Annotated in this window: 26 protein-coding genes; 21 read left to right on the top strand and 5 right to left on the bottom strand. The window is 73.1% G+C overall.

Annotation, left to right across the window (positions count from 1 at the left end):
- The first annotated feature begins 146 nt into the window (after positions 1-146).
- Complete coding sequence (gene glmM, locus P3H78_RS21450; RefSeq protein ID WP_276110717.1) at positions 147-1,505, top strand: phosphoglucosamine mutase; 1,359 nt, start codon at positions 147-149, stop codon at positions 1,503-1,505.
- Positions 1,506-1,842: 337 nt separating this feature from the next.
- Here glmM and P3H78_RS21445 read toward each other — a convergent pair whose 3' ends face one another.
- Together P3H78_RS21445 and coaA are read right to left on the bottom strand one after the other, a co-directional pair.
- Positions 1,843-2,784: a DUF389 domain-containing protein gene (locus P3H78_RS21445; protein ID WP_276110716.1), complete on the bottom strand. Its 942-nt coding sequence runs from the start codon at positions 2,782-2,784 to the stop codon at positions 1,843-1,845.
- A gap of 34 nt (positions 2,785-2,818) precedes the next feature.
- Positions 2,819-3,808: a type I pantothenate kinase gene (coaA, locus tag P3H78_RS21440; protein WP_276110715.1), complete on the bottom strand. Its 990-nt coding sequence runs from the start codon at positions 3,806-3,808 to the stop codon at positions 2,819-2,821.
- Positions 3,809-4,010: 202 nt separating this feature from the next.
- On the opposite strand from coaA, the gene glmS reads away from it, so the two are divergent.
- From glmS to P3H78_RS21400, 8 genes are all read left to right on the top strand, one after another.
- Positions 4,011-5,858: a glutamine--fructose-6-phosphate transaminase (isomerizing) gene (gene glmS, locus P3H78_RS21435; protein ID WP_276110714.1), complete on the top strand. Its 1,848-nt coding sequence runs from the start codon at positions 4,011-4,013 to the stop codon at positions 5,856-5,858.
- 198 nt (positions 5,859-6,056) lie between these two features.
- A complete protein-coding gene (locus P3H78_RS21430) occupies positions 6,057-6,524 on the top strand; it encodes a cobalamin B12-binding domain-containing protein (protein WP_276110713.1) in 468 nt (155 codons plus the stop codon).
- A gap of 1 nt (position 6,525) precedes the next feature.
- Complete coding sequence (locus P3H78_RS21425) at positions 6,526-7,914, top strand: methylaspartate mutase (RefSeq protein WP_276110712.1); 1,389 nt, start codon at positions 6,526-6,528, stop codon at positions 7,912-7,914.
- On the top strand, positions 7,911-8,861 hold the full coding sequence (locus P3H78_RS21420) for a transporter substrate-binding domain-containing protein (RefSeq protein ID WP_276110710.1): 951 nt from the start codon (positions 7,911-7,913) through the stop codon (positions 8,859-8,861). The genes P3H78_RS21425 and P3H78_RS21420 overlap by 4 nt, the downstream gene beginning before the upstream one ends.
- Before the next feature lie 233 nt (positions 8,862-9,094).
- Positions 9,095-10,075 (top strand): DMT family transporter, encoded by a 981-nt coding sequence (locus P3H78_RS21415; protein WP_276110709.1) that lies wholly within the window; start codon positions 9,095-9,097, stop codon positions 10,073-10,075.
- A 57-nt stretch (positions 10,076-10,132) separates the two neighbouring features.
- Entirely contained in the window at positions 10,133-11,176 is a 1,044-nt protein-coding gene (locus P3H78_RS21410) for an aspartate-semialdehyde dehydrogenase (protein ID WP_276110708.1), read from the top strand.
- Entirely contained in the window at positions 11,173-12,273 is a 1,101-nt protein-coding gene (locus P3H78_RS21405) for an amino acid kinase family protein (protein WP_276110707.1), read from the top strand. The genes P3H78_RS21410 and P3H78_RS21405 overlap by 4 nt, the downstream gene beginning before the upstream one ends.
- 25 nt (positions 12,274-12,298) lie before the next feature.
- Positions 12,299-13,339 (top strand): TauD/TfdA family dioxygenase, encoded by a 1,041-nt coding sequence (locus P3H78_RS21400; protein ID WP_276110706.1) that lies wholly within the window; start codon positions 12,299-12,301, stop codon positions 13,337-13,339.
- Positions 13,340-13,439: 100 nt separating this feature from the next.
- On the opposite strand, the gene P3H78_RS21395 is transcribed toward P3H78_RS21400, so the two are convergent.
- Together P3H78_RS21395 and P3H78_RS21390 are read right to left on the bottom strand one after the other, a co-directional pair.
- Positions 13,440-14,342 (bottom strand): LysR family transcriptional regulator, encoded by a 903-nt coding sequence (locus P3H78_RS21395; protein WP_276110705.1) that lies wholly within the window; start codon positions 14,340-14,342, stop codon positions 13,440-13,442.
- A gap of 369 nt (positions 14,343-14,711) precedes the next feature.
- Entirely contained in the window at positions 14,712-14,885 is a 174-nt protein-coding gene (locus P3H78_RS21390; RefSeq protein ID WP_276110791.1) for a CsbD family protein, read from the bottom strand.
- A gap of 230 nt (positions 14,886-15,115) precedes the next feature.
- On the opposite strand from P3H78_RS21390, the gene P3H78_RS21385 reads away from it, so the two are divergent.
- From P3H78_RS21385 to P3H78_RS21355, 7 genes are all read left to right on the top strand, one after another.
- Positions 15,116-15,286 (top strand): DUF5670 family protein, encoded by a 171-nt coding sequence (locus P3H78_RS21385; protein ID WP_276110704.1) that lies wholly within the window; start codon positions 15,116-15,118, stop codon positions 15,284-15,286.
- A gap of 227 nt (positions 15,287-15,513) precedes the next feature.
- Entirely contained in the window at positions 15,514-15,885 is a 372-nt protein-coding gene (locus P3H78_RS21380) for a holo-ACP synthase (RefSeq protein WP_276110703.1), read from the top strand.
- Between the two features lie 61 nt (positions 15,886-15,946).
- Positions 15,947-17,377: an NAD(P)H-hydrate dehydratase gene (locus P3H78_RS21375; RefSeq protein WP_276110702.1), complete on the top strand. Its 1,431-nt coding sequence runs from the start codon at positions 15,947-15,949 to the stop codon at positions 17,375-17,377.
- A gap of 388 nt (positions 17,378-17,765) precedes the next feature.
- The gene (gene alr, locus P3H78_RS21370; protein ID WP_276110701.1) at positions 17,766-18,947 is read left to right on the top strand and encodes an alanine racemase; all 1,182 of its coding nucleotides are present in this window, start codon (positions 17,766-17,768) and stop codon (positions 18,945-18,947) included.
- Positions 18,948-19,140: 193 nt separating this feature from the next.
- Positions 19,141-20,397 (top strand): alpha/beta fold hydrolase, encoded by a 1,257-nt coding sequence (locus tag P3H78_RS21365; RefSeq protein ID WP_276110700.1) that lies wholly within the window; start codon positions 19,141-19,143, stop codon positions 20,395-20,397.
- Positions 20,363-20,884, top strand: a complete 522-nt coding sequence (gene tsaE / locus P3H78_RS21360; RefSeq protein WP_276110699.1) for a tRNA (adenosine(37)-N6)-threonylcarbamoyltransferase complex ATPase subunit type 1 TsaE — start codon at positions 20,363-20,365, stop codon at positions 20,882-20,884. The genes P3H78_RS21365 and tsaE overlap by 35 nt, the downstream gene beginning before the upstream one ends.
- A 165-nt stretch (positions 20,885-21,049) precedes the next feature.
- Positions 21,050-21,217: a hypothetical protein gene (locus P3H78_RS21355; RefSeq protein WP_276110698.1), complete on the top strand. Its 168-nt coding sequence runs from the start codon at positions 21,050-21,052 to the stop codon at positions 21,215-21,217.
- A 2-nt stretch (positions 21,218-21,219) separates the two neighbouring features.
- On the opposite strand, the gene P3H78_RS21350 is transcribed toward P3H78_RS21355, so the two are convergent.
- Positions 21,220-21,771: a hypothetical protein gene (locus P3H78_RS21350; protein ID WP_276110697.1), complete on the bottom strand. Its 552-nt coding sequence runs from the start codon at positions 21,769-21,771 to the stop codon at positions 21,220-21,222.
- 230 nt (positions 21,772-22,001) lie between these two features.
- Here P3H78_RS21350 and tsaB point away from each other — a divergent pair, with 230 nt between their 5' ends.
- The 5 genes from tsaB to P3H78_RS21325 all read left to right on the top strand — a co-directional run bounded on the left by tsaB (position 22,002) and on the right by P3H78_RS21325 (position 25,346).
- The gene (gene tsaB, locus P3H78_RS21345; protein ID WP_276110696.1) at positions 22,002-22,655 is read left to right on the top strand and encodes a tRNA (adenosine(37)-N6)-threonylcarbamoyltransferase complex dimerization subunit type 1 TsaB; all 654 of its coding nucleotides are present in this window, start codon (positions 22,002-22,004) and stop codon (positions 22,653-22,655) included.
- Positions 22,656-22,717: 62 nt separating this feature from the next.
- Positions 22,718-23,257: a ribosomal protein S18-alanine N-acetyltransferase gene (gene rimI / locus P3H78_RS21340; RefSeq protein WP_276110790.1), complete on the top strand. Its 540-nt coding sequence runs from the start codon at positions 22,718-22,720 to the stop codon at positions 23,255-23,257.
- The gene (tsaD, locus tag P3H78_RS21335) at positions 23,250-24,362 is read left to right on the top strand and encodes a tRNA (adenosine(37)-N6)-threonylcarbamoyltransferase complex transferase subunit TsaD (RefSeq protein WP_276110695.1); all 1,113 of its coding nucleotides are present in this window, start codon (positions 23,250-23,252) and stop codon (positions 24,360-24,362) included. Before rimI ends, tsaD begins: the two co-directional genes overlap by 8 nt.
- Positions 24,359-24,610, top strand: a complete 252-nt coding sequence (locus P3H78_RS21330) for a hypothetical protein (RefSeq protein ID WP_276110694.1) — start codon at positions 24,359-24,361, stop codon at positions 24,608-24,610. The genes tsaD and P3H78_RS21330 overlap by 4 nt, the downstream gene beginning before the upstream one ends.
- A gap of 379 nt (positions 24,611-24,989) precedes the next feature.
- The gene (locus tag P3H78_RS21325) at positions 24,990-25,346 is read left to right on the top strand and encodes a YciI family protein (protein ID WP_276110693.1); all 357 of its coding nucleotides are present in this window, start codon (positions 24,990-24,992) and stop codon (positions 25,344-25,346) included.
- The last annotated feature ends 8 nt before the right edge of the window (positions 25,347-25,354 follow it).

Here is a 25,354-nt window from a genome sequence, read left to right as displayed (position 1 = left end):
GCTCAACGGTTGATGCGATCGGATGGACGGGCTTTCGAAGAGCCCGGAATGCGGAGCCGCAGGCGGGTCCGGTGCATCAAACCCAGTGAACGCGCGCTGAACACATCGGCACGGCTCTTCGAACGGACGCTTCCTCAGGAGGACAAGTGGGACGACTCTTCGGCACGGACGGCGTGCGCGGCGTCGCCAATGCGGACCTGACGGCCGAGATGGCGCTCGGCCTCTCCGTCGCCGCGGCGCACGTACTCGCCGAGGCGGGCACCTTCGAAGGCCACCGGCCGACGGCGGTGGTCGGTCGGGACCCGCGCGCGTCCGGGGAGTTCCTGGAGGCCGCCGTGGTCGCCGGCCTGGCCAGCGCGGGCGTGAACGTGCTGCGGGTCGGTGTGCTGCCGACTCCCGCGGTCGCGTACCTCACCGGCGCGCTCGGCGCCGACCTCGGTGTGATGCTGTCGGCCAGCCACAACGCCATGCCCGACAACGGGATCAAGTTCTTCGCCCGCGGCGGTCACAAGCTCGCCGACGAGCTGGAGGACCGGATCGAGTCCGTCCACGAGGAGCACCGCACCGGTGCCCCCTGGGAGCGCCCCACCGGGGCGGGCGTCGGCCGGGTCCGTGAGTACGACGAGGGCTTCGACCAGTACGTCGCCCACCTCATCGCCGTGCTCCCCAACCGCCTGGACGGGCTGAAGATCGTCCTGGACGAGGCGCACGGGGCGGCCTCCCGGGTCTCGCCGGAGGCGTTCGCGCGGGCCGGTGCCGAGATCGTCACGATCGGCGCCGAGCCGGACGGCCTCAACATCAACGACGGCTGCGGCTCCACCCACCTGGACAAGATCAGGGCCGCGGTCGTGGCGCACGGCGCCGACCTCGGCATCGCGCACGACGGCGACGCGGACCGCTGCCTGGCCGTCGACCACACCGGCGCGGAGATCGACGGCGACCAGATCCTCGCCGTGCTCGCGCTGGCGATGCGGGAGCGGGGCGCGCTGCGCTCCGACACCGTCGTCGCGACCGTGATGTCGAACCTGGGCTTCAAGCTGGCCATGGAGCGCGAGGGCATCCACCTCGTGCAGACCGCGGTCGGCGACCGCTACGTCCTGGAGGAGATGAAGCAGAACGGCTTCGCCCTCGGCGGCGAGCAGTCCGGCCACGTCATCATCCTCGACCACGCCACCACCGGCGACGGCACGCTGACCGGTCTGATGCTGGCGGCGCGGGTCGCCCAGACCGGCCGTCCGCTGCGGGATCTGGTCGGCGTCATGGAGCGGCTGCCGCAGGTCCTGGTCAACGTGCCCGACGTGGACAAGTCCCGGGTGAAGACGTCCGCCGAGCTGGCCTCCGCGGTCGCCGAGGCGGAGCGCGAGCTGGGGGAGACCGGGCGGGTGCTGCTGCGTCCGTCCGGCACCGAGCCGCTGGTGCGGGTCATGGTCGAGGCCGCCGACATCGACCAGGCCCGGTCGGTGGCCGGCCGCCTGGCCGACGCGGTGAAGTCGGCGCTGGGCTAAGGGCTGTCCCGCAATCCCCGGCGGGCGCACGACGGCGGCTACGGCACCTCGCAGCGTTGTCGGATCGCCCGAATACGCCCAGTACGGGGACGACCCTCCGCCTTGCGACGCACCGCATCTGACGCCGTGCGTTGATCCACCGGGGATCGCGGGACAGCCCTTAGGGCCTGACCGCAACGTCCCGTCTGCGTCGCGACGCCCGGCACGCACTCTCGCCGCACCGCCCGCAAGCCCGAGTACGCCCCGTACGAGGACTTCCGGCCGGCACGCCGAGAGCACGCACCGGACGCCGCGACGCCCGTCCTGCGGGCGAACGACGCGACCTTGCGGACACGCCCTAACCGAGTTGCCTGGCCCGCTCGCGCTGCCCGGCCCAGAACGCCTTCTGGGCGAGCAGCGTGAGCGTGCCGGCCACCACGATGCCCAGCAGGTTCAGCAGGAGCTGCTCGGTCGAGCCGAGGGTCTGCCGGGTGTCGCCGTAGGAGAGGGCGACGGCGGCGTTGGCGGCGGCCGGGACGGTGGTCACGGAGATCGCCACGCCGACCAGCGCGCCGGACTTGGCCGAGGTCAGTGAGAGGGTGCCCGCCGCTCCGGCCAGCAGCGCCACCACGAACGAGAACCAGTCCGGCGCGTAGACGAAGTTCGTGTTGGGGCGCTGGCCCTCCAGCTTGGCCTGGGTGAACAGCCCGGCCGCGTCCATCAGCAGGCTGAAGCCGACGGTCAGCGCCATCGCCGCGGCGAAGCCGACCAGCAGCGCGGTCAGTGAGCGCAGGGCGAGCCGGGGCGCCCGCTGCACCAGCGAGGTGCTGATCCCGGCCAGCGGCCCGAACTCCGGCCCGACCGCCATCGCACCCACGATCAGCACCGCGTTGTCCAGGACCACACCGCAGGCCGCGATCATGGTGGCGAGCGTGATGAAGGCGACGTAGGTCACCGACAGCGTCGACTCCTCGTGGGTCTCCTCGACCAGGTGCTCCCACAGCACCGCGTCCGCCGGCTCGCCGGGGGCCTCCGCCTCCGCCTTGTCGGCGCGCCGGGACAGCGTCAGGTCGATGTCCTCCACGGTGATCGCGCCGGTCCGGTCGAGGTCCATCCCCTGCAGCCGGGTGAGCAGCTCGTCCCCGGCCTCGCGTGCCACGTCGCACATCACCACGTCGCCGGCCGGATTGCGGGCGGCTCCGGGCAGCACGACGAGGTGCGTGGTGCCGACCGTCCGCTCGATCATGCGGACGGCCTCGTCGGTGCGGTCGGTGGGGGTGATCAGACGCAGATGCAGCATGACGCCTTTCTAACAGGCCGCCGCGGCGTGCCTCCTACAGTTTCCGCAGGCTCAGCCGCTGCACCTTGTGGTCCGGGCCCTTGCGCACCACGAGGGCGGCGCGGCCGCGGGTGGGGGCGATGTTCTCGACGAGGTTCGGCTTGTTGATCGTCCGCCACATGGTGCGGGCGTAGTCGAGGGCCTCCTCCTCCGAGACCTGGGTGTAGCGGCGGAAGTAGGACGACGGGTCCTGGAAGGCCGTGGCGCGCAGCTTGCGGAAGCGGTTGAGGTACCAGCGCTCGATGTCCTCGGCGCGGGCGTCCACGTAGACGCTGAAGTCGAAGTAGTCGGCGAGTCCGACCCGGGTGCGGCCGTCCTTGCCGGGCAGCGCGGGCTGGAGGACGTTGAGGCCCTCGACGATGAGGATGTCCGGGCGGCGCACGGTGAGCTTCTCGCCGGGCACGATGTCGTAGATGAGGTGGGAGTAGACGGGGGCCGTCACCTCGTCCTTGCCGGCCTTGATGTCGGCGACGAAGCGGGTCAGCGCGCGGCGGTCGTAGGACTCCGGGAAGCCCTTGCGCGACATCAGGCCGCGGGACTCCAACTCCCGCGTGGGCAGCAGGAATCCGTCGGTGGTGACCAGTTCCACGCGCGGGTGCTCGGGCCAGCGGGAGAGCAGCGCCCGCAGCAGCCGGGCCACGGTGGACTTGCCGACGGCGACGGAGCCGGCGACGCCTATGACGAACGGGGTGCCGGACTGGGAGCCCTGCTCGCCGAGGAAGGTGTTCAGCGCGCCGCGCAGTCCGTCCGTGGCGCCGACGTAGAGATTGAGCAGCCGGGACAGCGGCAGGTAGATGTCCCGCACCTCGTCGAGGTCGATGACGTCGCCCAGACCGCGCAGCTGCTCGACCTCCTCGGCGGAGAGCGGCAGCGGCGTCTTGTCGCGCAGGGCGCTCCACTCGGCACGGGTGAGGTCGACGTAGGGAGTCGCCTCCGGCCGGGACCGGTGGGCGCTCCGGGGAATCGAGGAGACCGGAGAGATCACAGTCCATTGTTAACGGAGTTCGAACGCGGTGCAGGGTGGGGTCCGTCACGCCGGGGGCCGGTTGCCGCCCGCGGTGCAGGTCCGGTCGGTCCCGGTCGGGGCCCGGACCGGCTCCGGACGCGGTGCGCAACCCGGCGGGAATTTCCGAATCCGGGCACGGAGTGCGGTGATCGCGCGGCGCCCGGCCCGTAGGCTGCGGCCCATGTGCGGAATCGTGGGATACGTGGGGTCGCAGTCGGCGCTCGAGGTCGTGATGGCCGGGCTGAAGCGGCTGGAGTACCGGGGTTACGACTCGGCCGGTGTCGCCGTGCTCGCGGACGGCGGGCTGGCGGCGGCGAAGAAGGCCGGGAAGCTGGTCAACCTGGAGAAGGCGCTCGTCGACGGGCCGCTGCCGACCGGCACGACGGGCATCGGGCACACCCGCTGGGCCACGCACGGCGGGCCGACGGACGAGAACGCGCATCCGCACCTGGACAACGCCGGGCGGGTCGCCGTCGTGCACAACGGCATCATCGAGAACTTCGCCGCGCTGCGCGCCGAGTTGGCCGAGCGCGGCCACGCACTGGCCTCCGAGACGGACACCGAGGTCGTCGCCCACCTGCTCGCCGAGGAGTTCTCCGCGTGCGCGGACCTGGCGGAGTCGATGCGGCTGGTGTGCCGCCGTCTGGAGGGCGCGTTCACACTCGTCGCGGTGCACGCGGACGAGCCGGACGTGGTCGTCGGCGCCCGGCGCAACTCGCCGCTGGTGGTGGGCGTCGGCGAGGGCGAGTCCTTCCTCGCCTCGGACGTCGCCGCGTTCATCGCGCACACCCGCTCGGCGATCGAGCTCGGCCAGGACCAGGTGGTGGAGCTGCGCCGGGACGGCGTGACGGTGACCGGCTTCGACGGCCGGCCCGCCGAGGTGCGCTCCTACAACGTCGACTGGGACGCGGAGGCCGCCGAGAAGGGCGGCTACGACTACTTCATGCTCAAGGAGATCGCCGAGCAGCCCAAGGCGGTCGCCGACACCCTGCTGGGCCGGATCGACGCGGCCGGCAGCCTGACGCTCGACGAGGTCCGCATCTCCGCGCCCGAGTTGCGTGAGATCGACAAGGTCGTCATCGTGGCCTGCGGCACGGCCTTCCACGCCGGGATGATCGCCAAGTACGCCATCGAGCACTGGACCCGCATCCCGTGCGAGGTCGAGCTGGCCAGCGAGTTCCGCTACCGGGACCCGATCCTCGACCAGCAGACGCTGGTCGTGGCCATCTCCCAGTCCGGCGAGACGATGGACACCCTGATGGCGTTGCGGCACGCCCGCGAACAGGGCGCGAAGGTACTCGCCATCTGCAACACCAACGGCTCCACCATCCCGCGCGAGTCGGACGCCGTGCTCTACACGCACGCCGGGCCGGAGGTCGCGGTCGCCTCCACCAAGGCGTTCCTGACCCAGCTGGTGGCCTGCTACCTGGTGGCGCTGTACCTCGGCCAGGTCCGCGGCACCAAGTGGGGCGACGAGATCCAGGACGTCATCCGGGACCTGTCCCGGATCTCCGGCGCGGTCGAGCAGGTCCTGCGGACCATGGAGCCGGTACGGTCCCTGGCCCGCTCCCTCGCCGACAAGAACACCGTGCTCTTCCTCGGCCGGCACGTGGGCTACCCGGTCGCCCTGGAGGGCGCGCTCAAGCTCAAGGAGCTGGCGTACATGCACGCCGAGGGCTTCGCGGCGGGCGAGTTGAAGCACGGGCCGATCGCCCTGATCGAGGAGGACCTGCCGGTCGTCGTGGTGGTCCCCTCGCCGCGCGGCCGCTCGCTGCTCCACGACAAGATCGTGTCCAACATCCAGGAGATCCGGGCCCGGGGTGCCCGCACCATCGTCATCGCGGAGGAGGGCGACGAGGCGGTCGTCCCGTACGCCGACCACCTCGTCCGCATCCCCGTGACCCCGACGCTGCTCCAGCCCCTGGTCGCCACGGTCCCCCTCCAGGTCTTCGCCTGCGAACTCGCCACGGCCCGCGGCAACGAGGTGGACCAGCCGCGGAACCTGGCGAAGTCGGTCACGGTGGAGTGACGCGGCGCCGCCTCGGCCGAGGCGGTGGGGGCCCCGGCCGGAAGGATGCGTACCTTCCGGCCGGGGCCTTTTTGTCGTCGCCCACGATCGACAGCTTTGATCGGGGCATCGATTTCGTTCCGCAGTGATTGGTGGACCGGGCAACGACTGGGCTCGTAGTTTCAGTCCGTCAGCTTCTTCGACCTGCGGACGGGAACAATGGACGACATATCCTTGGCACCTGAACGGCGTTTCGTCGTCACCAGTGTGTCTTCCGACGCCCACATGTGGAATCTCGTTTTCCTGCAGTTGCTGCTGGAGGAACGGGGCGGGCATGTGGTCAATCTCGGGGCATGCGTCCCGGACGAGGTGATCCTGGCCGAGTGCCGCAGACATCGCCCCGACGCCCTCGTGGTGAGCACGGTCAACGGACACGGCCATCTTGACGGACTCCGGCTCATCGAGAAGCTGCGCGCCGATCCGGTGCTGGCCGGAATGCGTGTCGTCATCGGCGGAAAACTCGGTATCCGAGGGTCCGGGAACGCCCGGTTCGGTGCCGAACTCGTGGCGGCGGGATTCGACGCCGCTTTCGAGTCCGAGGCGGGGCTGGCCGAATTCGACGCTTTCCTCGGTGGCTTGGAAACCATGTCCACCCGTGAACTCGCCCTCGTCGGGGAGGGGGTCTGAGGTGAACAGCAGCGCCATGGGTGCGTCCCTTCGGCCCGCGGCTCCGGGGCCGGTGCTCCCGGCCCGGGCCGTCCCGGCGCACACCGGTGCGGCCCAGGCCGCTCCGTCTCCCGTCGGGCCTGCGCGGGGGCGCTTCTCCCGCTTCGTACGGCGCAAGCACGAGCAGGGCCGCCTGGTGGTGCAGCCGAGGATGGGGTTCGCCGACACGAGGACCATGCGGCAGGGGCTGGAGGCGGTGCGTGCCGTGCGCGGGGCGTCCGTGGGCACGGTCACCGTCGACAGCTACACCCGGGTCAACGACCACGACTCCGCCCGGCGGGCCCTGGAGCGCGGTGACGACCTCAACGGCTACCCGGTGGTGGCGCACGGCGAGGAGGAGACGCGCAGGTTGCTCCGGGGCGTCGCCGGTGACGACTTCCCGGTCCAGTTCCGGCACGGCTCGGCCCTGCCGGGGGAGTTGTTCGCGGCCCTCGCCCGGACCGGCGCCGACGCCACCGAGGGCGGCCCCGTGTCGTACTGCCTCCCCTACAGCCGGGTCCCGCTTCCGCGGGCGACGGCCGCCTGGGCGGAGTGCTGCCGCATCCTGGCGGACCAGCCGCGGACCGTGCACCTGGAGAGCTTCGGCGGCTGCATGCTCGGTCAGCTGTGTCCGCCGAGTCTGCTGATCGCCCTCAGCATCCTGGAGGGGATGTTCTTCCGCGAGCACGGGGTGCGGAGCATCTCGGTGAGCTATGCGCAGCAGACCAGCCCGGAGCAGGACCTGGAGGCACTCGCCGCGCTGCGCCGGCTCGCCGCGCAGTGGCTCGGGGACGTCGACTGGCACGTCGTGGTCTACACGTACATGGGGGTGTTCCCGCGGACGTCCGTGGGCGCCTTCCGGATGCTGGAGGACAGCGTCCGTCTCGCCGTGCGCAGCGGCACCGAGCGGCTCATCGTGAAGACCGCGGTGGAGGCGCACCGTATTCCGACCATCGAGGAGAACGTCGACGCCCTGGAGTTCGCGGTCGCGGTGGAGGCGGACGAACGGCTCCACGGACCGACAGGGGAAACGATTCGGCAGACCGGGATCCACGACGAGGCACTGCAACTCGTCAAGGCAACGCTGGAATTCGGCGACGACGTGGGTTCCGCTCTGGTCAACGCCTTCGCCCACGGACTCCTGGACGTGCCGTACTGCCTGCACCAGGACAACGCCAACCGGTCCCGGGCCGCCATCGATCCGGCGGGCATCCTGCGCTGGTCCGACCCGGGCGCCATGCCCGTGGCGGCCTCGGGCGCACACGGCCGCGGGCCGGTGACCGCACGTTCACTGATCGACATGCTGGGCTACAACGAACGCCGCTTCGACCGCGAGGAGCTGGTCGGCGCGGCGGCGAGGGGGATGCTGTGACCACCGTGGTGCGTGAGGGAGAGGCGGTCCTGGAGGCCGTGCGGGAGCGCGGCCGGGTACGGGCCGTGGTCAGCCAGGGCATCAGGGGGCTGTCCCTGCGGGACGGGAACGGCGTGTGGCACGGGCTGGACGCGGACGTCGCCCGCGCGGTGGCCGCAGCGGTGCTCGGGGACGGTGACGCGGTCGACTGGCTGCCCACGGATCCGGCCGACCGGCTGGACCGGCTGGTCTCGGGCGGCGCGGACCTGGTCACCTGCAACCTGTCGTGGACGTGCGGGCGGGAGGCCGGGCATCCCGTGCTGTTCGCAGGCGTCACCTGCTACGACGGTGAGGGCTTCCTGGTCCGTGCGGCGGACGGCATCACGCGCCCGGAGCAGCTGGCCGGAATGCGGGTCGCGACCCAGGAGGGGACCACCACCGCGGGCAACCTCGCGGCCTGGTTCGGCGCCCGCGGGCTACGGGTGGACGCCGTCGCTCATGCCACCCCGGACGAGGCGCTGGCCGGTTATGCGGACGGGACCTGCGCGGCCTACGTGCTGGACCGTATCGCGCTGGCCGGGGCGCGTGCCGGACTGGCCCGTCCGGGTGAGCACACCGTGCTGGAGGCCGCCATCTCCCGGGAGCCGATGGCGCTCGCCGTCCGCGAGGACGACCCGGCCTGGTTCCGGGTGTGCCGGTGGGTGCTCCAGTTCCTCGTCGCGGCCGAGCATGCCGAAAAGGAGTCGGGGTCCCGGCAGGGCGCGCGCGACGCCGCCGGTGCGGCCGGCCGGCACGGCCCTGCGCTCGGGCTCGGCGCGGACTGGGCCCACCGCGTCCTGGACGCCGTCGGCACCTACGGCGATGTCTACGAACGCAACCTGGGAGCGGCCTCCGGCCTGCACGTGAGCCGGGGCCCGAACGCCCTGGCCGGCGACGGCGGCCTGCACTACCCGCTGCCCCTGCACTGACGCCACCGCCGTGCGCCGCGGGGCGCCATCGACAGCCTTGATGGGCGCATCGATTTCGTTCCGCAGCGGTCCGTGGACCCGGCACCACCCGAGCTCGTAGCGTCGAGACGTGAGCTTCTCGCGGCGCTCACAGCCCCGGAGAAAACCCCGTCGGGCCGTCGTCCGGCCCTGCCGCATCCCTCCTCCGCCCCGGACAGCGGGACACGGCATTCCCCCCAGACCAGGAGTATGACATGAGCACATCAGAAATGACGGCGCAACAGGAGAGGCGCGGCGCGGTCGAACTGACGGCGGCCATGCTGCTGTCCGGCACGATCGGCGTCTTCGTCGTCCAGTCCGGAGCCTCGCCCTTCAACGTGGTCTTCTACCGGTGCGTGTTCGGCGCCGCGTTCCTCGGCCTGTACTGCCTGATCCGGGGCTTCTTCAAGAACCACGGCTTCACCCCGAAGAAGCTCGGCCTGGCCGCGCTCGGCGGCGTCTTTATCGTCTTCAACTGGGCGTTCCTGTTCGAGTCCTACAGCAAGACCTCCATCTCGGTGGCGACCGTCGTCTACCACACCCAGCCGTTCTTCGTGGTACTGCTCGGCGCCCTGCTGTTCAAGGACCGCATCACCGCCCACAAGGCGGGATGGCTGCTCGTCGCCTTCCTCGGGCTGATCCTGGTGGCCGGCGTCTCCGCCTCCGACTTCTCGGCCGGCGGCGCCTACCTGACCGGCCTCGGATACGCCCTGCTGGCCGCCCTGTTCTACGGCCTGTCGACGATCATCACCAAGCGCGTGACGGGCGTGAAGCCGCACCTGGTCGCCCTGGTGCAGGTCCTGCTCGGCATCCCGCTGCTGCTCCCCTTCACCCGGCTCGGCCAGAGCGCGCACCTCGGCAGTGGCTGGGGATGGCTGGTGGGCCTCGGCTTCATCCACACCGGGATCATGTACGTGCTGATGTACTCCGCGTACCAGAAGCTGCCCACCCCGAAGATCGCCGTTCTGGCCTTCGTCTACCCGGCCGCCGCCATGGTCTGCGACTGGGCCGTCTACGGGCACCACGTCACCTGGACCCAGGCGCTGGGCATCCCCCTCATCCTCGCGGCGTCCCTCGGCATCAACCTCGGCTGGCGCCCCCGCCTGCGCAGCGCCGCCACCGCCCGGGCCGCGACCGCCGCGCCGGTCACCCCGGTTGAGCCCGCCGCCGCGCCCCGCAAGCGCACCGCGGTCTGAGCCGCACGACCCCCGAGCCCCCTCCCACGTTCCACCGCCGAGAGGAAATCCCTCGCCATGCCCCGCGTCACCGATCCCACCGCACCGCACATCGCCCTGGTCGGCGCCACCGGAGTGGTCGGTACCACCCTCCTGCGGCTCATCGAGGAGCGCGGCTTCCGCTACCGCGGCCTCGACCTGGTCGCCTCCGCCCGCTCGGCCGGACGCGAGGTGACCGTCGAGGGCCACTCCTGCCGGGTGCAGGACGTGGACGGCTTCGACTTCGCCGGCGTCGACATCGCCTTCTTCTCCGCGGGCGCCGGCGTGAGCCGGACCTTCGTCCCCAAGGCCGTCGCCCAGGGTGCCCTGGTCATCGACAACACCAGCGCCTTCCGGATGGACCCCGGCACCCCGCTCGTCGTGCCCCAGGTCAACGCCCACGTCCTCGGCACCCGCCCGGAGAGCGGCGTCGTCGCCAACCCCAACTGCTCCACCATCCCGCTGGTCCGGCTGCTCCGCCCCGTCCAGGAGCGCTGGGGCATCCGCCAGGTCGTGGTCAGCACCTACCAGGCGGCCTCCGGCGCGGGCTACTCCGGTGTCGAGGAACTGCGTGCCGGCGCCCGAAGCGTCCTCGACGACCCCGACAGCGCCGGGGTGACCGGCACCTTCAGCCCGTCCCTCGCCTTCGACGTGATACCGAGCATCGATCGCCTCCTCGACGACGGCTTCACCTTCGAGGAGCAGAAGATGCTCCAGGAGTCCCGCAAGATCCTCGAACTGCCGCACCTGGACGTCACCACCACCTGCGTCCGCGTCCCGGTCGCCAACAGCCACTCCGAGGCCGCCTGGATCGAGTGCCACGAACCGGTCGACCGCGGCGAACTGGTCCGGTTGCTGGCCGGGCAGGACGAGGTCACCGTGCACGACCTGGACACCGTGGGCGCCTTCCCCACGCCGCGTACCGCGGGCGACCCCAACCGGGTCCACGTCGGACGGGTCCGCGTCGCCGCCCACAACCCGCGCGGCTTCTGGCTGTGGATCGTCGCCGACAACGTGCGCATCGGTGCCGCGCTCAACGCCCTGCAGATCGCCGAGGAGCTCACCCGGCGAGGTGCGCTGTGACCGGGACCGGGACCGGGACCCCCGTCGTCCTGAAGTTCGGCGGCTCCAGCTTCCCCACCGCGAGCGCCTACACCGGTCTCGCAGCGGCTCTGCGGGACCGGATCCGCGAGGAGCAGCGGCCCATGGCCGTCGTGGTCAGCGCCATGCCGGGCGAGACCGAGAAGCTGCGCGGCCTGCTGCACCAGGTCGCTCCCCAGCCCGAGGACTCCACCACCGCCGGCCTGCTGACGCTCGCGGACACCGTCAGCGCCCACCTCCTGGCCGCCGCGCTGCACCGGGCCGGGATCGGGGCCACCGTGCTGGCCGGTCACCAGCAGGGACTGGTCACCGACAGCACCTTCATGTGGGCCAAGACGGAGAGGCTGGATCCGGCCCCGCTGCGCGAGGCGCTGACGGACCACCAGGTCGTCGTCGTGCCCGGCGGGCAGGCCGCGGACCGTCACGGCCGCCCGACCTGGCTCGGCAAGAACAGCTCCGACCTGTCGGCCGTCCTGGTCGCCGCCGCCCTCGGTGCCGGGACCTGTGAGATCCACTCGGACGTCGACGGCGTCTACAGCGCGGATCCGAACGCCGTCGAGGGCGCCCGGCTGCTGCCGGCGATGACGTACGACACGGCCGCCCTGCTGTCGCTCCACGGGGCGAAGGTGCTGCACCGCAGGTCGGTGCGGACGGCCAAGCAGCACGGCATCAGGCTGGTGTGCCGCCTGAACCGGGCCCCGTTCAGCAGCGGCACGGTGATCAGCGCCGAGGGCGGCCCCGCCGCCGGCGTCGTGCTCAACACGAAGTCCACGGTGCTCGCCCACGCGAGCGCGGCCGAGGCCGACCGGGCCCACAGCGTCTTCCACACCGAGGGCATCGACACCGTCCGGCTGGAGGACGGCCCGCACCTCGTGGTCGTCGGCGGCTATCTGGACATCGACCGCTTCCAACGCGAGCACGGCCTGCCCCCGGCCCGTGAACTGGGCATCCCCGTCACCGAGATCGTCGGCAGCCGCGTCACCACCCACATCGCCGCCGATCCCGGGCAGGCACGCGAACTGGCGCAGAAGCTCCACGACGCGCTGCCCGAGCCCGCCACCGTCGTCCGAGCCCTCTGACCCGCACACCGAAGGAGACACGACCATGACCGCGACCTCCGTCGAGACCCCCGCCGCCGCGCCCACCCGCACGCCGCAGACCCTGGGCGTGATCGAACTCCCCGACACCGTCCGGGACTCCATCGGCAAAGCCCTCGCCGCAGAGCCCGATCCCCTGGCCGGCATCGACCGCGCCATGGCCCGGTACCACCAGATCTTCGCCGGACTGCCGGTCGACACGCTTCAGCGGATCCTCGACTTCGGCCGCCACAACGACGCCCCCGGCGTCGGCTACGTCCGCAACCTGCCCGTGGACCCGGAGCTCCCCGCCACCCCGTCCGGCGGCGGACCCGCCGGCGGCAAGCCGACGTTCGTCGCCGAGGGCGTCCTGCTCGGCCTGTCCGGGCTGCTCGGCGAGCCGGTCGGCTTTCTCACCGAGAAGAGCGGGCAGCTCGTCCACGACGTGATCCCCGTCGAGGGCGGGGCCATGAGCCAGACCAACCAGGGCTCGACCGTGTTCCTCAACTTCCACAACGACATCGTCCACGACGCCATCGGCCGCTACGACGTCAGCAACCCCGACTTCCTCGTCCTGAGCTGCCTGCGCGCGGACCACGACGGCGTGGCCGCGACCCACTACGCCGACGCCCGGGACATCGTCCGCGCCCTCGACTCCCGCACCCTGGAGCTCCTGCGCAGCCCGCTGTTCCGGCTCAACGCCCCCGGCAGCTACGTGCGCGACATGGCCGGGGGGCGCGAGGTGCTGTCCGACCCGGTCGCCATGATCAGCGGTCCCGAGGAGTTCCCGGAGATCTCTTCCTCCGCCAACGGCGTGCGCGCCATGACCACCGCCGCCGAGGCGGCCCTGGACCGCCTCCAGGCAGCCTGCCGCGAGACCGCGCACCAGGTCCATCTGCGTCCCGGCGAGGCCCTCCTGATCAACAACCGCAAGGGGCTGCACGCCCGGACCCCGTTCACCGCCCGCTACGACGGCGCCGACCGCTGGCTGCAGCGGACCTACGTGCGCCGCAGCCAGTGGACCATCCGCTACCGGCAGACCCCGGAGAACCGCCGCGTCCACTACTGATCCCGGCCGGTCGGGGGTGGGTGACGCGGGGCGACCGCGCCGCCCACCCCCGACCGTTTCCGTGGGCCCGCTGCCGGGGCCGCGGCCCCGGGCCACCGGCTCAGCCCGACTGGGCCAGCGGCGCGTCCTCCCGCATCAGCCGTACCGCCTGGTCGATGAAGAGCTTCAGCTCGCGCGACAGCCGCCTGCCGCTGCGCCAGGCCAGCTGGGTGTACACGGAGAACGGGATGTCCCACGGCAGCGCCGTCACCTGACCCTTCTCCAGCTCGCCGGTGACGGTCACCTCGGGCAGCAGCGCGATGCCCAGTCCGGACACCACGCCGCGCTTGATCGCTTCGATGGTGCCGAACTCCAGGAACGGCATGGTCTCCGTGCCCCGCAGCTCCACCTCGAACAGGTCGCGGTAGGCGCAGCCCGCCTCGGTCGCCAGGACGGACGCCGCCCGCAGGTCCTCCAGGGTCAGTTTCGTGCGCCGGGCCAGCGCATGGTCGGGGGCCGCGACGAGGACCAGCGGTTCCTCGGCCAGCACCATGGTCTCCAGCCCCTGGTGACGGGTCTGCTGCTCCATCAGGAAGCCGATGTCGAAGATGCCTTGGCGCAGCGCGTGACAGGTCTCCGCGCACAGGCTCGGGCGGAGTGACAGCTGCACCTTCGGATAGCGGTGGTGCAGGAACTCCAGCAACGGCGGCATCCGGTACGAGGTGATGCTCTCCATCGTGCCCACGACCAGGGTGCCCGACGGGCCGTCCCCGCCCGCGACATCGGCCCGCGCGGCCTCCGCCAGGGCCAGGATCTGCTCGGCGTACTCCAGTAACTTCTCCCCTGCGGAAGTCAGCCGGATCCGCCCGCCGAGACGGTCGAAGAGTTCCACCCCCAGCGACGTCTCCAGGGCTCTGATCTGCGTCGTGACGCTGGACTGTGCGTAGCTGAGCTCCTCGGCGGCCCGGGTGAAGCTCAGCAGTGTGGCGACCTTCTGAAATGTGACCAGGTGGCGAATCTCCACCGTTCTCCCCCTCGGATCAGTTTCGCGACGGGACGATCATGACCCGTGCCGGGGGTTCCGCACAGGACGGGAAACGCGACAAACCCTCCGGTGCGGACCAGTTCTCGCCCAGGCGGCAGTGACGTTGGTCACTCGCCGATGGGGGGTCCGTGCCGGGGGCTCCAGGGCACCGCCCCGGATCCCGGCCCGTGACGGGGCGCAGGGCTCCGTCCGTGAACCGGCCGCCGGAGAGCGGGCGCCGGGCAGTGCGTCCGGTCCCGCGAGTGAATGGGGGTACCGGGAAATGCAGGCTGGGCGTGGGCCCCCTTGGGAAAAGGGGGCCCACGCCCAGCCTGTGGCGCGTCGGCGCCGCGCTGTTCCCGCGTGTTCTCAGTGGCGGAAGGCGTCCTTGGTTTTCTCCTTGGCCTCGCGGGCGTCGCCGCGGGCCTGGTCCATGCGGCCCTCGGCCTCCATGCGCTCGTTGCCCACCGTTCGGCCCACGGTCTCCTTGACCTTGCCCTTGGCCTGCTCGGTCTTGGCTTCCGCCTTCTGCTGCTCGGCCATCGATCTCACATCCCAACATCGTCATGGTGTGCGGTGGTCTGCGGGTTTCCCGGGGTTCCTGGGCCAAACCACTCTTTCTCCGCGGTGCACTCCGGCGCGTATATCCGGGGGGCGTGAGGGGTGTTCGGGCAAACCGTTCAGGATTCCCCGGGAATCCGCGAAAAAACCGGGAGTTTCGGATGCTTGCTCGCCGAGGCGAGGGGCACTCGCTGGATCGGAGGTTGATAGACATGGTTCCCTTGCTTCTGGTTCTTCTTCTGGCTCTGATCCTTTTCGGTGCGGGCTTCGCACTGAAGGCACTGTGGTGGATCGCCGTCATCGTGCTCGTCGTATGGCTGCTGGGCTTCGTGGTGCGCCCGGCAGGCAACGGCGGCCGGCGGGGCCGCTGGTACCGCTGGTAGGCACACGACACGGAGTGCGAAGGGCCCCGGCCGACGGCCGGGGCCCTTCGTGCGTGCGCCCGCCGACACCCCCGGGGCACGAAAGCTTCACCGCGCCGCACCTTGTACGGAAAGCGTGAAAACGGGCGTACCTCCCGTGCGGCCGGGCATCGGATGCACGTCGGGCGTCGGTGCGCACAGGGAACCAGCGCCTCCATCCCGGCGCCCGACCTCATAGGGTGCTCGGCATGAGCATCATCGGGGTCGGTATCGACGTGGCCGAGATCGACCGGTTCGCGGCGTCCCTGGAGCGGACGCCCACCCTCGCCCAGCGGCTCTTCCTGGACAGCGAGTTGCTGCTGCCCGGCGGCGGGCGGCGGGGTGTCGCCTCGCTGGCCGCCCGGTTCGCCGCCAAGGAGGCGCTGGCCAAGGCGCTCGGCGCCCCGGCCGGACTGCACTGGACGGACGCGGAGGTGTACGCCGAGGACTCCGGCCGGCCGCGGCTGCGGGTCACGGGGACGGTGGCCGCGCGGGCGGCCGAACTCGGCGTCCGCTCCTGGCACGTGTCGCTCAGCCACGACGCCGGGGTCGCCTCGGCTGTGGTGATCGCGGAGGGATGAGGCCCCGGCCTCCGCGTGGCCCGGATGCAGGAGGGCCGCCGTCCGGGGCAGACTCGACCGCATGCGTACCGCGTACAGCGTAGAGACGGTCAGGACCGCCGAGCGCGAGCTGATGGCGAGACTCCCCGGGGGCGCGCTGATGCAGCGTGCCGCCGCCGGACTCGCCGCCGCCTGCGCCGACTTGCTCGGCCGGGTCTACGGCCGCCGTGTCGTGCTCCTGGTCGGCAGCGGCGACAACGGCGGCGACGCCCTGTACGCCGGGGCCCGCCTCGCCCGCCGCGGCGCCGGGGTCGCCGCCGTCCTGCTCGCCCCCGGCCACACCCACCCCGGCGGGCTCGCGGCCCTGCGCGCCGCGGGCGGCACCGTCGCGGCCCCCGGTGCCGCGGAGGACCTGATCGACCGGGCCGACCTCGTGGTCGACGGCATCGTCGGCATCGGCGGCAGCGGCGGACTGCGCCCCGGTGCCACGCCCCTGGCCGCCCGCGCGGCCGGGTCCCGGGCGGCCGTGGTCGCCGTGGACCTGCCGAGCGGGGTGGAGGCCGACACGGGCGAGGTGCGGGGCGCGGCCGTCCGCGCCGACCTCACCGTCACCTTCGGCACCCACAAGCCCGCGCTGCTCGTCGACCCGGCCCGTGAGTACGCCGGCACCGTGCGCCTCGTCGACATCGGCCTCGACCTGCCCTCCGGCGCCGCACTGGAGGCGCTGCAGCACGCCGACGTGGCCGCGCTGCTGCCGCGGCCGGCCGCCGAGAGCGACAAGTACCGGCGTGGGGTCGTCGGCATCGCCGCCGGCTCCGCGCGCTACCCGGGCGCGGCCGTGCTCGCCGTGTCCGGTGCGCTGCGCGGCGGCGCCGGTGCCGTCCGGTACGTCGGCCCCGCGGGGCAGGCGGTGATCGCCCGCTTCCCCGAGACCCTCGTCTCCGACCGGGGACCGCACCGGGCGGGCCGGGTGCAGGCGTGGGTGGTGGGCCCCGGCGCCGGGGACGACGCGGACACCGTGGCCGAGGTCCTGGCGGAGGACGTGCCGGTGCTGATCGACGCGGACGGCCTGCGGCTGGCCGACCCGGGCGCCGTGCGCGCCCGCACCGCGCCCACCCTGATGACCCCGCACGCCGGTGAGGCCGCCGCGCTGCTCGGCGTGGCCCGTGAGGAGGTCGAGGAGGCCCGGCTGTCCTCGGTCCGCGAACTCGCCGCCCGCTACGGCGCGACCGTCCTGCTCAAGGGCTCCACCACCCTCGTCGCCGCCGCGGACGGGGGCCCCGTGCGGGTCAATCCGACGGGGACGCCCTGGCTCGCCACGGCCGGGAGCGGCGACGTGCTGTCCGGTCTCGCCGGGTCCCTGCTGGCCGCGGGCCTGCCGGCCCTGGACGCGGGCAGCGTGGCCGCCTATCTCCACGGGCTGGCGGGCCGCTTCGCGTCCGACGGCGCGCCGGCCGGGGCACACGACGTGGCGGAGGCGATCCCGGAGGCCTGGCGGGACGTACGGGACTGAGCCGCGCTCCCCGTCGCGACAGGGGAGCGCGGTGGCACGGGTCCGGGCGGCGCTTCCTTCCGGACGGGGCGAGGGCCGCACCGGGCCGGGCCGTATTCCTTTCCACGGGCCGCGCGGGACCGGGCCGCGCTCCGGCAGGTACGGGACCGGGCCGCCTTCCCGCCGCCGGGGCGGGCGTGGCCGGTACGGGACCGGGCCGCGCGCCTCGTCCGATCCGGCGCGGCCCGTACGGGGATTCGGCCGTGCGCGACCGCGGCCGTCCCCGCCGGGACCCCCGCGTCCGCCGGGGCGCCCCCGCCGTCCGCCCGTACCCGCCCACCGGGTCCGACCGGCCCGGTGGGGCCGGTGCCGAGGGCCGGTCCGGGGCCTCTGAGACACTGGGGGCGCCATGACTGAGACAGCACACCCGCGGACGGCAACGCTGCGCGCCCGCGCCGAAATCGATCTGGCCGCCCTGCGGGCCAACGTGCGGACCCTGCGCGCCCGGGCGTCCGGCGCCGCGCTGATGGCCGTGGTCAAGTCCGACGCCTACGGCCACGGCGCCGTCCCGTGCGCCCGCGCCGCCGTCGCCGCGGGGGCGACCTGGCTGGGCACGGCCACGCCCGAGGAGGCGCTCGCCCTGCGCGCGGCCGGGATCGGGCCGCCGGTGCGGATCCTGTGCTGGCTGTGGACCCCGGGCGGTCCCTGGCGCGAGGCCGTCGAGGCCGACCTGGACGTGTCGGTCAGCGCGCTGTGGGCGCTCGCCGAGGTCCGGGAGGCCGCGCGCGCCGCCGGGCGCCCCGCGCGCGTCCAGCTCAAGGCGGACACCGGACTCGGGCGCAACGGCTGCCAGCCCGCGGACTGGCCCGAGCTCGTCGGCGAGGCGCTGCGCGCCGAGGCCGAGGGGCTGATCCGCATCACCGGCCTGTGGTCCCACTTCGCCTGCGCCGACGAGCCCGGTCACCCGTCCATCGCCGCGCAGCTCGACTGCTTCCGCACGGTGGTGGCGGACGCGGAGGCGGCGGGCGTCCGCCCCGAGGTGCGGCACATCGCCAACTCGCCCGCCACGCTGACCCTTCCCGAGTCCCACTTCGACCTCGTCCGCACCGGGATCGCCGTGTACGGCGTGTCGCCCAGCCCCGAGCTGGGCACCCCGGCCGACTTCGGGCTGCGGCCGGTGATGACGCTGTCCGCCGCGCTGGCCCTGGTCAAGCACCTCCCCGGCGGCCACGGCGTCAGCTACGGGCACCACTTCGTCACCGCGGGCGAGACCACCGTCGGCCTGGTCCCCGTCGGCTACGCGGACGGCATCCCGCGGCACGCCTCCGGCACCGGACCGGTGCTGGTCGGCGGCAAGTGGCGGACCGTCGCGGGTCGGATCGCCATGGACCAGTTCGTGGTCGACCTCGGTGGCGACCTGCCGGAGGCGGGTGCCGAGGCGGTGCTGTTCGGGCCGGGCGACCGCGGCGAGCCCACCGCGGAGGACTGGGCGCAGGCGGCGGGCACGATCGCGTACGAGATCGTCACACGGATCGGAAAGCGCGTTCCGCGCGTCTATGTGAACGAGGAGCCGAACGGCCGGGAGGGGTAGGCGCGCACGGCGCCCCTGTGTGGGTCCGGTCACGCCGGGGTGTGCGGAGCCACGGCCCGGGCACCGGCGTGGCATCGGCAGGAGAGCAGCGCGATCGGCCCGGCGGCGGCGGATCACCGGTGGAGCACCACCCGGAACCGGCGGGCCGTCCGGCCCACCCGGCGAACACGAGTCTGGCGAAGAGGAGCGATACGTGAGCGAGAGCAATGCGGGGGCCGTCGCGAACGCCGCCGCGGCGGTCGTCGCCTCCGCCACCGGCGCGTCCGGCGGGTGGCGCCGGACGACGGGGGTCGTGGGGACCGCGATAGGCGTGGTCGCCGCGGGAGCGGCGGCCGGTGTCGCCATAGAGAGGATGACCGTCGGACGGGGGATGCGGCGCAAGGCCCGGCTGGCCCTGGACTCCGCCGGCCCCTACGGCTCGCTGCGCGGTACCCCGGGCAGGGCCTACGCCGACGACGGGACGGAGCTGTACTACGAGGTCGACGAGGTCTCCCAGGAGACCGCGGCCGCGCTCGGCCCCCGCCGGCGCCGCCTGTTCGGGCGCAAGGCCCCCGCCCCGGTGACCGTCGTCTTCAGCCACGGCTACTGCCTCAGCCAGGACTCCTGGCACTTCCAGCGCTCGGCACTGCGGGGAGTGGTGCGGACGGTCCACTGGGACCAGCGCAGCCACGGCCGGTCCGGGCGGGGCGCGGCCCAGACGCGGGAGGACGTGCCGGTCAGCATCGACCAGCTCGGCCGTGACCTGAGGGCCGTCATCGAGGCGGCCGCGCCCGAGGGGCCGATCGTGCTGGTGGGGCACTCCATGGGCGGGATGACGATGATGGCGCTGGCCGCCGAGTGCCCCGAACTCGTCCGCGACCGCGTGGTCGCCACCGCCTTCGTCGGGACCTCCTCCGGGCGGCTCGGCGAGGTCAACTTCGGACTGCCGGTGGCCGGTGTCAACGCGGTGCGCCGGGTGCTGCCCGGGGTCCTGAAGGCGCTCGGGCAGCAGGCGGAACTGGTGGAGAAGGGGCGGAGGGCCACCGCGGACCTGTTCGCCGGGGTCATCAAGCGCTACTCGTTCGGCTCCCGGGACGTCGACCCGGCGGTCGCCCGGTTCGCCGAGCGGATGATCGAGAGCACCCCGATCGACGTGGTCGCCGAGTTCTACCCGGCCTTCACCGACCACGACAAGACCGACGCGCTGAACCACTTCCGGGGCATGCCGGTGCTCGTCCTGGCCGGGGTCAAGGACCTCGTCACGCCCAGCGAGCACAGCGAGGCCATCGCCGACCTGCTGCCGGACGCGGAACTGGTGCTGGTCCCGGACGCCGGGCACCTGGTGATGCTGGAGCACCCGGAGGCCGTCACCGACCGGCTCGCCGACCTGCTGACCCGCGCGGGGGCGGTCCCGGCAGGAGCTACCGTGGGTGGCTATGGAAGCACCAGCAGCACCGCACAGCCCGGCTGACCCCGTGTCCGTCGAGATCACCGTCAACTCCCCGGACCAGATGAGGGAGTTGGGCCGTCGTCTGGCCAAGCTGCTGCGCGCGGGCGACCTGGTCATGCTGACCGGCGAGCTCGGCGCGGGCAAGACCACGCTGACCCGTGGGCTCGGCGAGGGCCTCGGCGTGCGCGGCGCGGTCACCTCCCCGACGTTCGTCATCGCCCGTGTGCACCCCTCCCTGGGCGGCGGCCCGCCGCTGGTCCACGTCGACGCCTACCGGCTGTCCGGCGGTCTGGACGAGATGGAGGACCTGGACCTCGACGTGTCGCTGCCCGAGTCCGTGGTGGTCGTGGAGTGGGGCGAGGGGCGGGTCGAGGAGCTGACCGAGGACCGGCTGCACGTCCTCATCCACCGGGCCGTCGGCGACACCACCGACGAGGTGCGGCACGTGACGGTGACCGGTCTCGGCGGCCGGTGGGCGCCGGTGGACCTCGGCGTGCTCTCGGCCTGAGGCGTCCGAGGCGTCTGAGGCGTCTGAGGCGTCCGCGTCGAGGTGAACACTCCGACAGGGTGTCGGCATGTCCTTGCGCGGGGTGTGTCCTGCGTGGTCACATGGGATCCAGTGCGTGGTTAGGCATGCCTAACCACGTTCGCCCCCGATCTTCAGGAGGCGTCCGTGCCGGCTGCCGGAAGCACCCCCCTGCCGCGGCCGCCCGGGGCCGCGGGGCTGCGGGTGAGCGATCTCCTGGCCTCCTGCGCCGCGGCCGAGCTGATCTCGCGTCCGCCGCACGTCCCGGAGCCCGCTGACGCCCGTACGGCGGACGAGCACGACGAGGCGGCGTAGCCCTATCGGATGACGACGACCTTCTGGCCGACCGTCGCGAACATCCACATCGCCTCGCCGTCCGTGCGGGACTCGCGGACTCCGCCCGTCCGCACCGCCGGGTCCGGCGTCGGCAGGGCCCCGTCCACGGCCGCGCTGAACCCGATGACGACACCGCCGTGCTCCGCGAACCGCACGACGTGCTCGATGGGCGCACCGTCGGTGCCGGTCACCGCGTTCGACCGGGACATGACCGCGTAGGTGCCCGGGACCGGGTCCACCGTGCCCGGGAAGACCTTGAAGGTGTTCTCCACCCGGTTGCCCGCGCTGACCAGCCACACGCGGTCGTCGTCCACCGAGTACACGACCCGCTCGCCGGAGCCGGAGCCGCCGGGCAGCGCCGTGGGGTGCTGCCGGTCGCGGGGCGCCTTGGTGGCGACGGGCGTCGCGCTCGCGCCGGGCTTCCCGGCGAGGCCGGGCGGGACGGTCGCCTCGGCGCGGTAGGCGAGGAATCCGACCGTGGCGACGGCCGCGGCGGTGAGGGCGGCCACGAGTCCCGAGCTGCTCCCTGCCACCGTCGCCCACCTCTGCCATCGCATCGTCCGAGCTGCCTCGGGGCGACCGTAGCAGCCGGGCCCCGCGCGACCGGGGCGGCCGTGCCGGGCCCGCCGGGGCCGGTGCCGCACGCCCACCCGCCCGGCGGTGCCGCGGCCCGTCCGCCCCGCGGGGCGCGTGCCCGGGTCCCGTCCCGCGGTCCGGCGGCGGGACGTCCGCCACGGGCCCCTCGGAGCCGTAGGCTGTTTGCGTGCTCTTGCTCGCTCTGGATACCGCCACCCCCGCCGTCACCGTCGCCCTGCACGACGGGTCGGACGTCGTCGCCTCGTCGAGCCAGGTGGACGCCCGCCGGCACGGAGAGCTGCTGCTGCCGGCCGTCGACCGTGTGCTCGCCGAGGCCGGGCTGACCCTGGGCGCCGTCACCGGCGTCGTCGTCGGCGTCGGCCCGGGGCCGTACACCGGCCTGCGCGTCGGCCTGATGACCGCCGACACCTTCGGGCTCGCGCTCGGCGTCCCCGTGCACGGCCTGTGCACGCTCGACGGCCTTGCCTACGCCGCCGACGTCCCGGGCCCCTTCGTGGTGGCGACCGACGCCCGCCGCAAGGAGGTCTACTGGGCGCGGTACGCCGACTCCCGCACCCGCCTGACCGAGCCGGCCGTCGACCGGCCCGCCGACATCGCCGACGAGGTCCGGGGCCTGCCCGCGGTCGGCGCCGGCGCCCTGCTCTACCCCGACACCTTCCCCAAGGTGCACGAGCCGGAGCACGTGTCCGCGGCCGCGCTCGCCCGGCTGGCCGCCGAGCGGCTCGCCGCGGGCGAGGAACTGCCCGCGCCCCGCCCCCTCTACCTGCGGCGGCCCGACGCCCAGGTGCCCAAGAACTACAAGGTGGTCACCCCCAAGTGACAGGACGGACGACGACCGGATCCGCGGCAGGCATCCCCGCGGCGGTGCCCGTGCTGCGCGAGATGCGCTGGTGGGACATCGACCCGGTGCTGGAGCTGGAGAAGGACCTCTTCCCGGAGGACACCTGGTCCCGCGGCATGTTCTGGTCCGAACTGGCCCACTCCCGCGGCCCGGAGGCCACCCGCCGCTACGTCGTCGCCGAGCACGGCGACCGGATCGTCGGCTACGCCGGCCTGGTCGCCTCCGGGGACCAGGCGGACGTCCAGACCATCGCGGTGGCCCGCGACCAGTGGGGCACCGGGCTCGGCGCGCGGCTGCTGGCCGAGATCCTCAAGGCCGCGACCGCCTTCGAGTGCGCCGAGGTGCTGCTCGAGTGCCGGGTGGACAACGTCCGCGCGCAGAAGCTCTACGAGCGCTTCGGCTTCGAACCCATCGGCTTCAGGCGGGGCTACTACCAGCCGGGCAACGTGGACGCCCTCGTGATGCGGCTGTCCACCGGATCCGGCAGCGGATCCGACAGCGGGACCAGCGGGTCCGGCGGCGGCCCCGCCGCGGATGCCCCCTCCGTCAACGGCGTACAAGGAACCGACATCCATGACTGACATGCGGGACGAGCCGCTCGTCCTCGGCATCGAGACCTCCTGCGACGAGACCGGCGTCGGCGTCGTCCGCGGCACCACCCTCCTGGCGGACGCGATCGCCTCCAGCGTCGACGAGCACGCGCGCTTCGGCGGCGTGGTGCCCGAGGTGGCGTCCCGGGCCCACCTGGAGGCGATGGTGCCGACCATCGACCGGGCGCTGAAGGAGGCGGGCGTCTCGGCCCGGGACCTCGACGGGATCGCCGTCACCGCCGGCCCCGGGCTGGCCGGAGCACTGCTGGTCGGCGTCTCGGCGGCGAAGGCGTACGCCTACGCCCTGGGCAAGCCGCTGTACGGCGTCAACCACCTCGCCTCCCACATCTGCGTGGACCAGCTCGAACACGGCCCGCTGCCGGAGCCGACGATGGCGCTGCTGGTGAGCGGCGGCCACTCCTCGCTCCTGCTCTCCACGGACATCACCTCCGACGTCCGCCCGATGGGCGCCACCATCGACGACGCGGCCGGCGAGGCCTTCGACAAGATCGCCCGGGTGCTGAACCTCGGCTTCCCCGGCGGCCCGGTGATCGACCGGTACGCCCGCGAGGGCGACCCGCGGGCGATCGCCTTCCCGCGCGGCCTGACCGGCCCCCGCGACCCCGCCTACGACTTCTCCTTCTCCGGCCTGAAGACGGCGGTGGCCCGCTGGATCGAGGCGAAGCGGGCGGCGGGGGAGGAGGTCCCGGTGCGCGACGTGTCGGCGTCCTTCCAGGAGGCGGTCGTGGACGTCCTCACCCGCAAGGCCGTCCGGGCCTGCAAGGACCAGGGCGTCGACCACCTGATGATCGGCGGCGGCGTCGCGGCCAACTCCCGCCTGCGCGCGCTCGCCCAGGAGCGCTGCGAGGCCGCCGGGATCCGGCTGCGGGTGCCCCGCCCCAAGCTGTGCACGGACAACGGCGCCATGGTGGCGGCGCTCGGCGCGGAGATGGTGAGCCGCGGGCGGGCCGCCTCGGACTGGGACCTGTCGGCGGACTCGTCCCTGCCGGTGACCGACCCGCACGTCCCCGGAGGCGGCCCCACCCACGACCACACCCACGCGCACGAGGCCGGCAAGGAGAACCTGTACACGTGACGGTCGCGCTCATGTGGGAGGCGCGGGCGCTCCCGGGCCGCGGCGCGGAACTCCTCGCCTGGACCCGGGCGCAGGAACTGACCGCCCGCCCGCTGCGCCGGGAGACCCTGCGGGCGCCGCAGGACCGCGTCCTCGTCATCACCTGGTGGGACGCGGCCTACGACGCCGACCTCCCCGAACTGCCCGAACCGGACGCCGCGTTGGTGACCCGCGCGGTGCACCGGTGGCGGTTCGAGTCGGTGGGCTAGGGCCTCTCTTTCGGATCTTGCCGGGGGGCGCGGGGTCCGGCACGCACGTCTGCGGCGTTGTCGTCGGTTGTCGACGCTCCGCGTCGCCGCCCTCCTCCTCCGCCTTGCCGCCGCACGCACCGGACCCCGCTCGACCCCATGGCAGGGCGCCGGCGGCGGAAGCCGACCTGATCCGAAAGAAAGGCCCTGGTGCCGTGGCCGGAGGCCCGCCCCCCGTGCCCCGGGGGAGGGACGTGCGGCAGGTGCCCGGGGACCGCTCCGCAGGGGGCCCGGAAAGATCTCCGAAAAAAGTCCGGCGGGCCCGTCGATCCGCGGGCTCCCCGTTCGACGCACGGGTGAGAGGCGGGGAACGGCCCCGTCCTCGACCCGAGGAGCCACCATGCCGCGCTACCTGTCGCTCGTGAAGATCGACGAGTCCTCCGTCCCCGAGGGCGGCCCCAGCCCGGAGCTGATGCAGCGGATGGGCGAACTGATCGAGGAGATCACCAAGGCCGGGGTCATGCTCGACACGGCCGGGCTGACCCCGTCCGCGCAGGGCGCCCGGGTGCACTGGGAGGGCGGGCGGATCTCCGTCACCGACGGGCCCTTCACCGAGGCCAGGGAGGTCGTCGGCGGCTACGCCCTGATGCAGTGCAAGGACATGGCCGAGGCGCTGGAGTGGACCAAGCGGTTCCTGAAGGTCCACGAGGAGCACTGGACGGTCACCTGCGAGGTGCGGGAGATCGTCGAGGGGTGAGTCTCCCT

It is taken from the genome of Streptomyces tropicalis, assembly GCF_029269835.1.
Classification (GTDB): Bacteria; Actinomycetota; Actinomycetes; order Streptomycetales; family Streptomycetaceae; genus Streptomyces; species Streptomyces tropicalis.
This window is presented reverse-complemented; position numbering and strand designations above follow the sequence as displayed.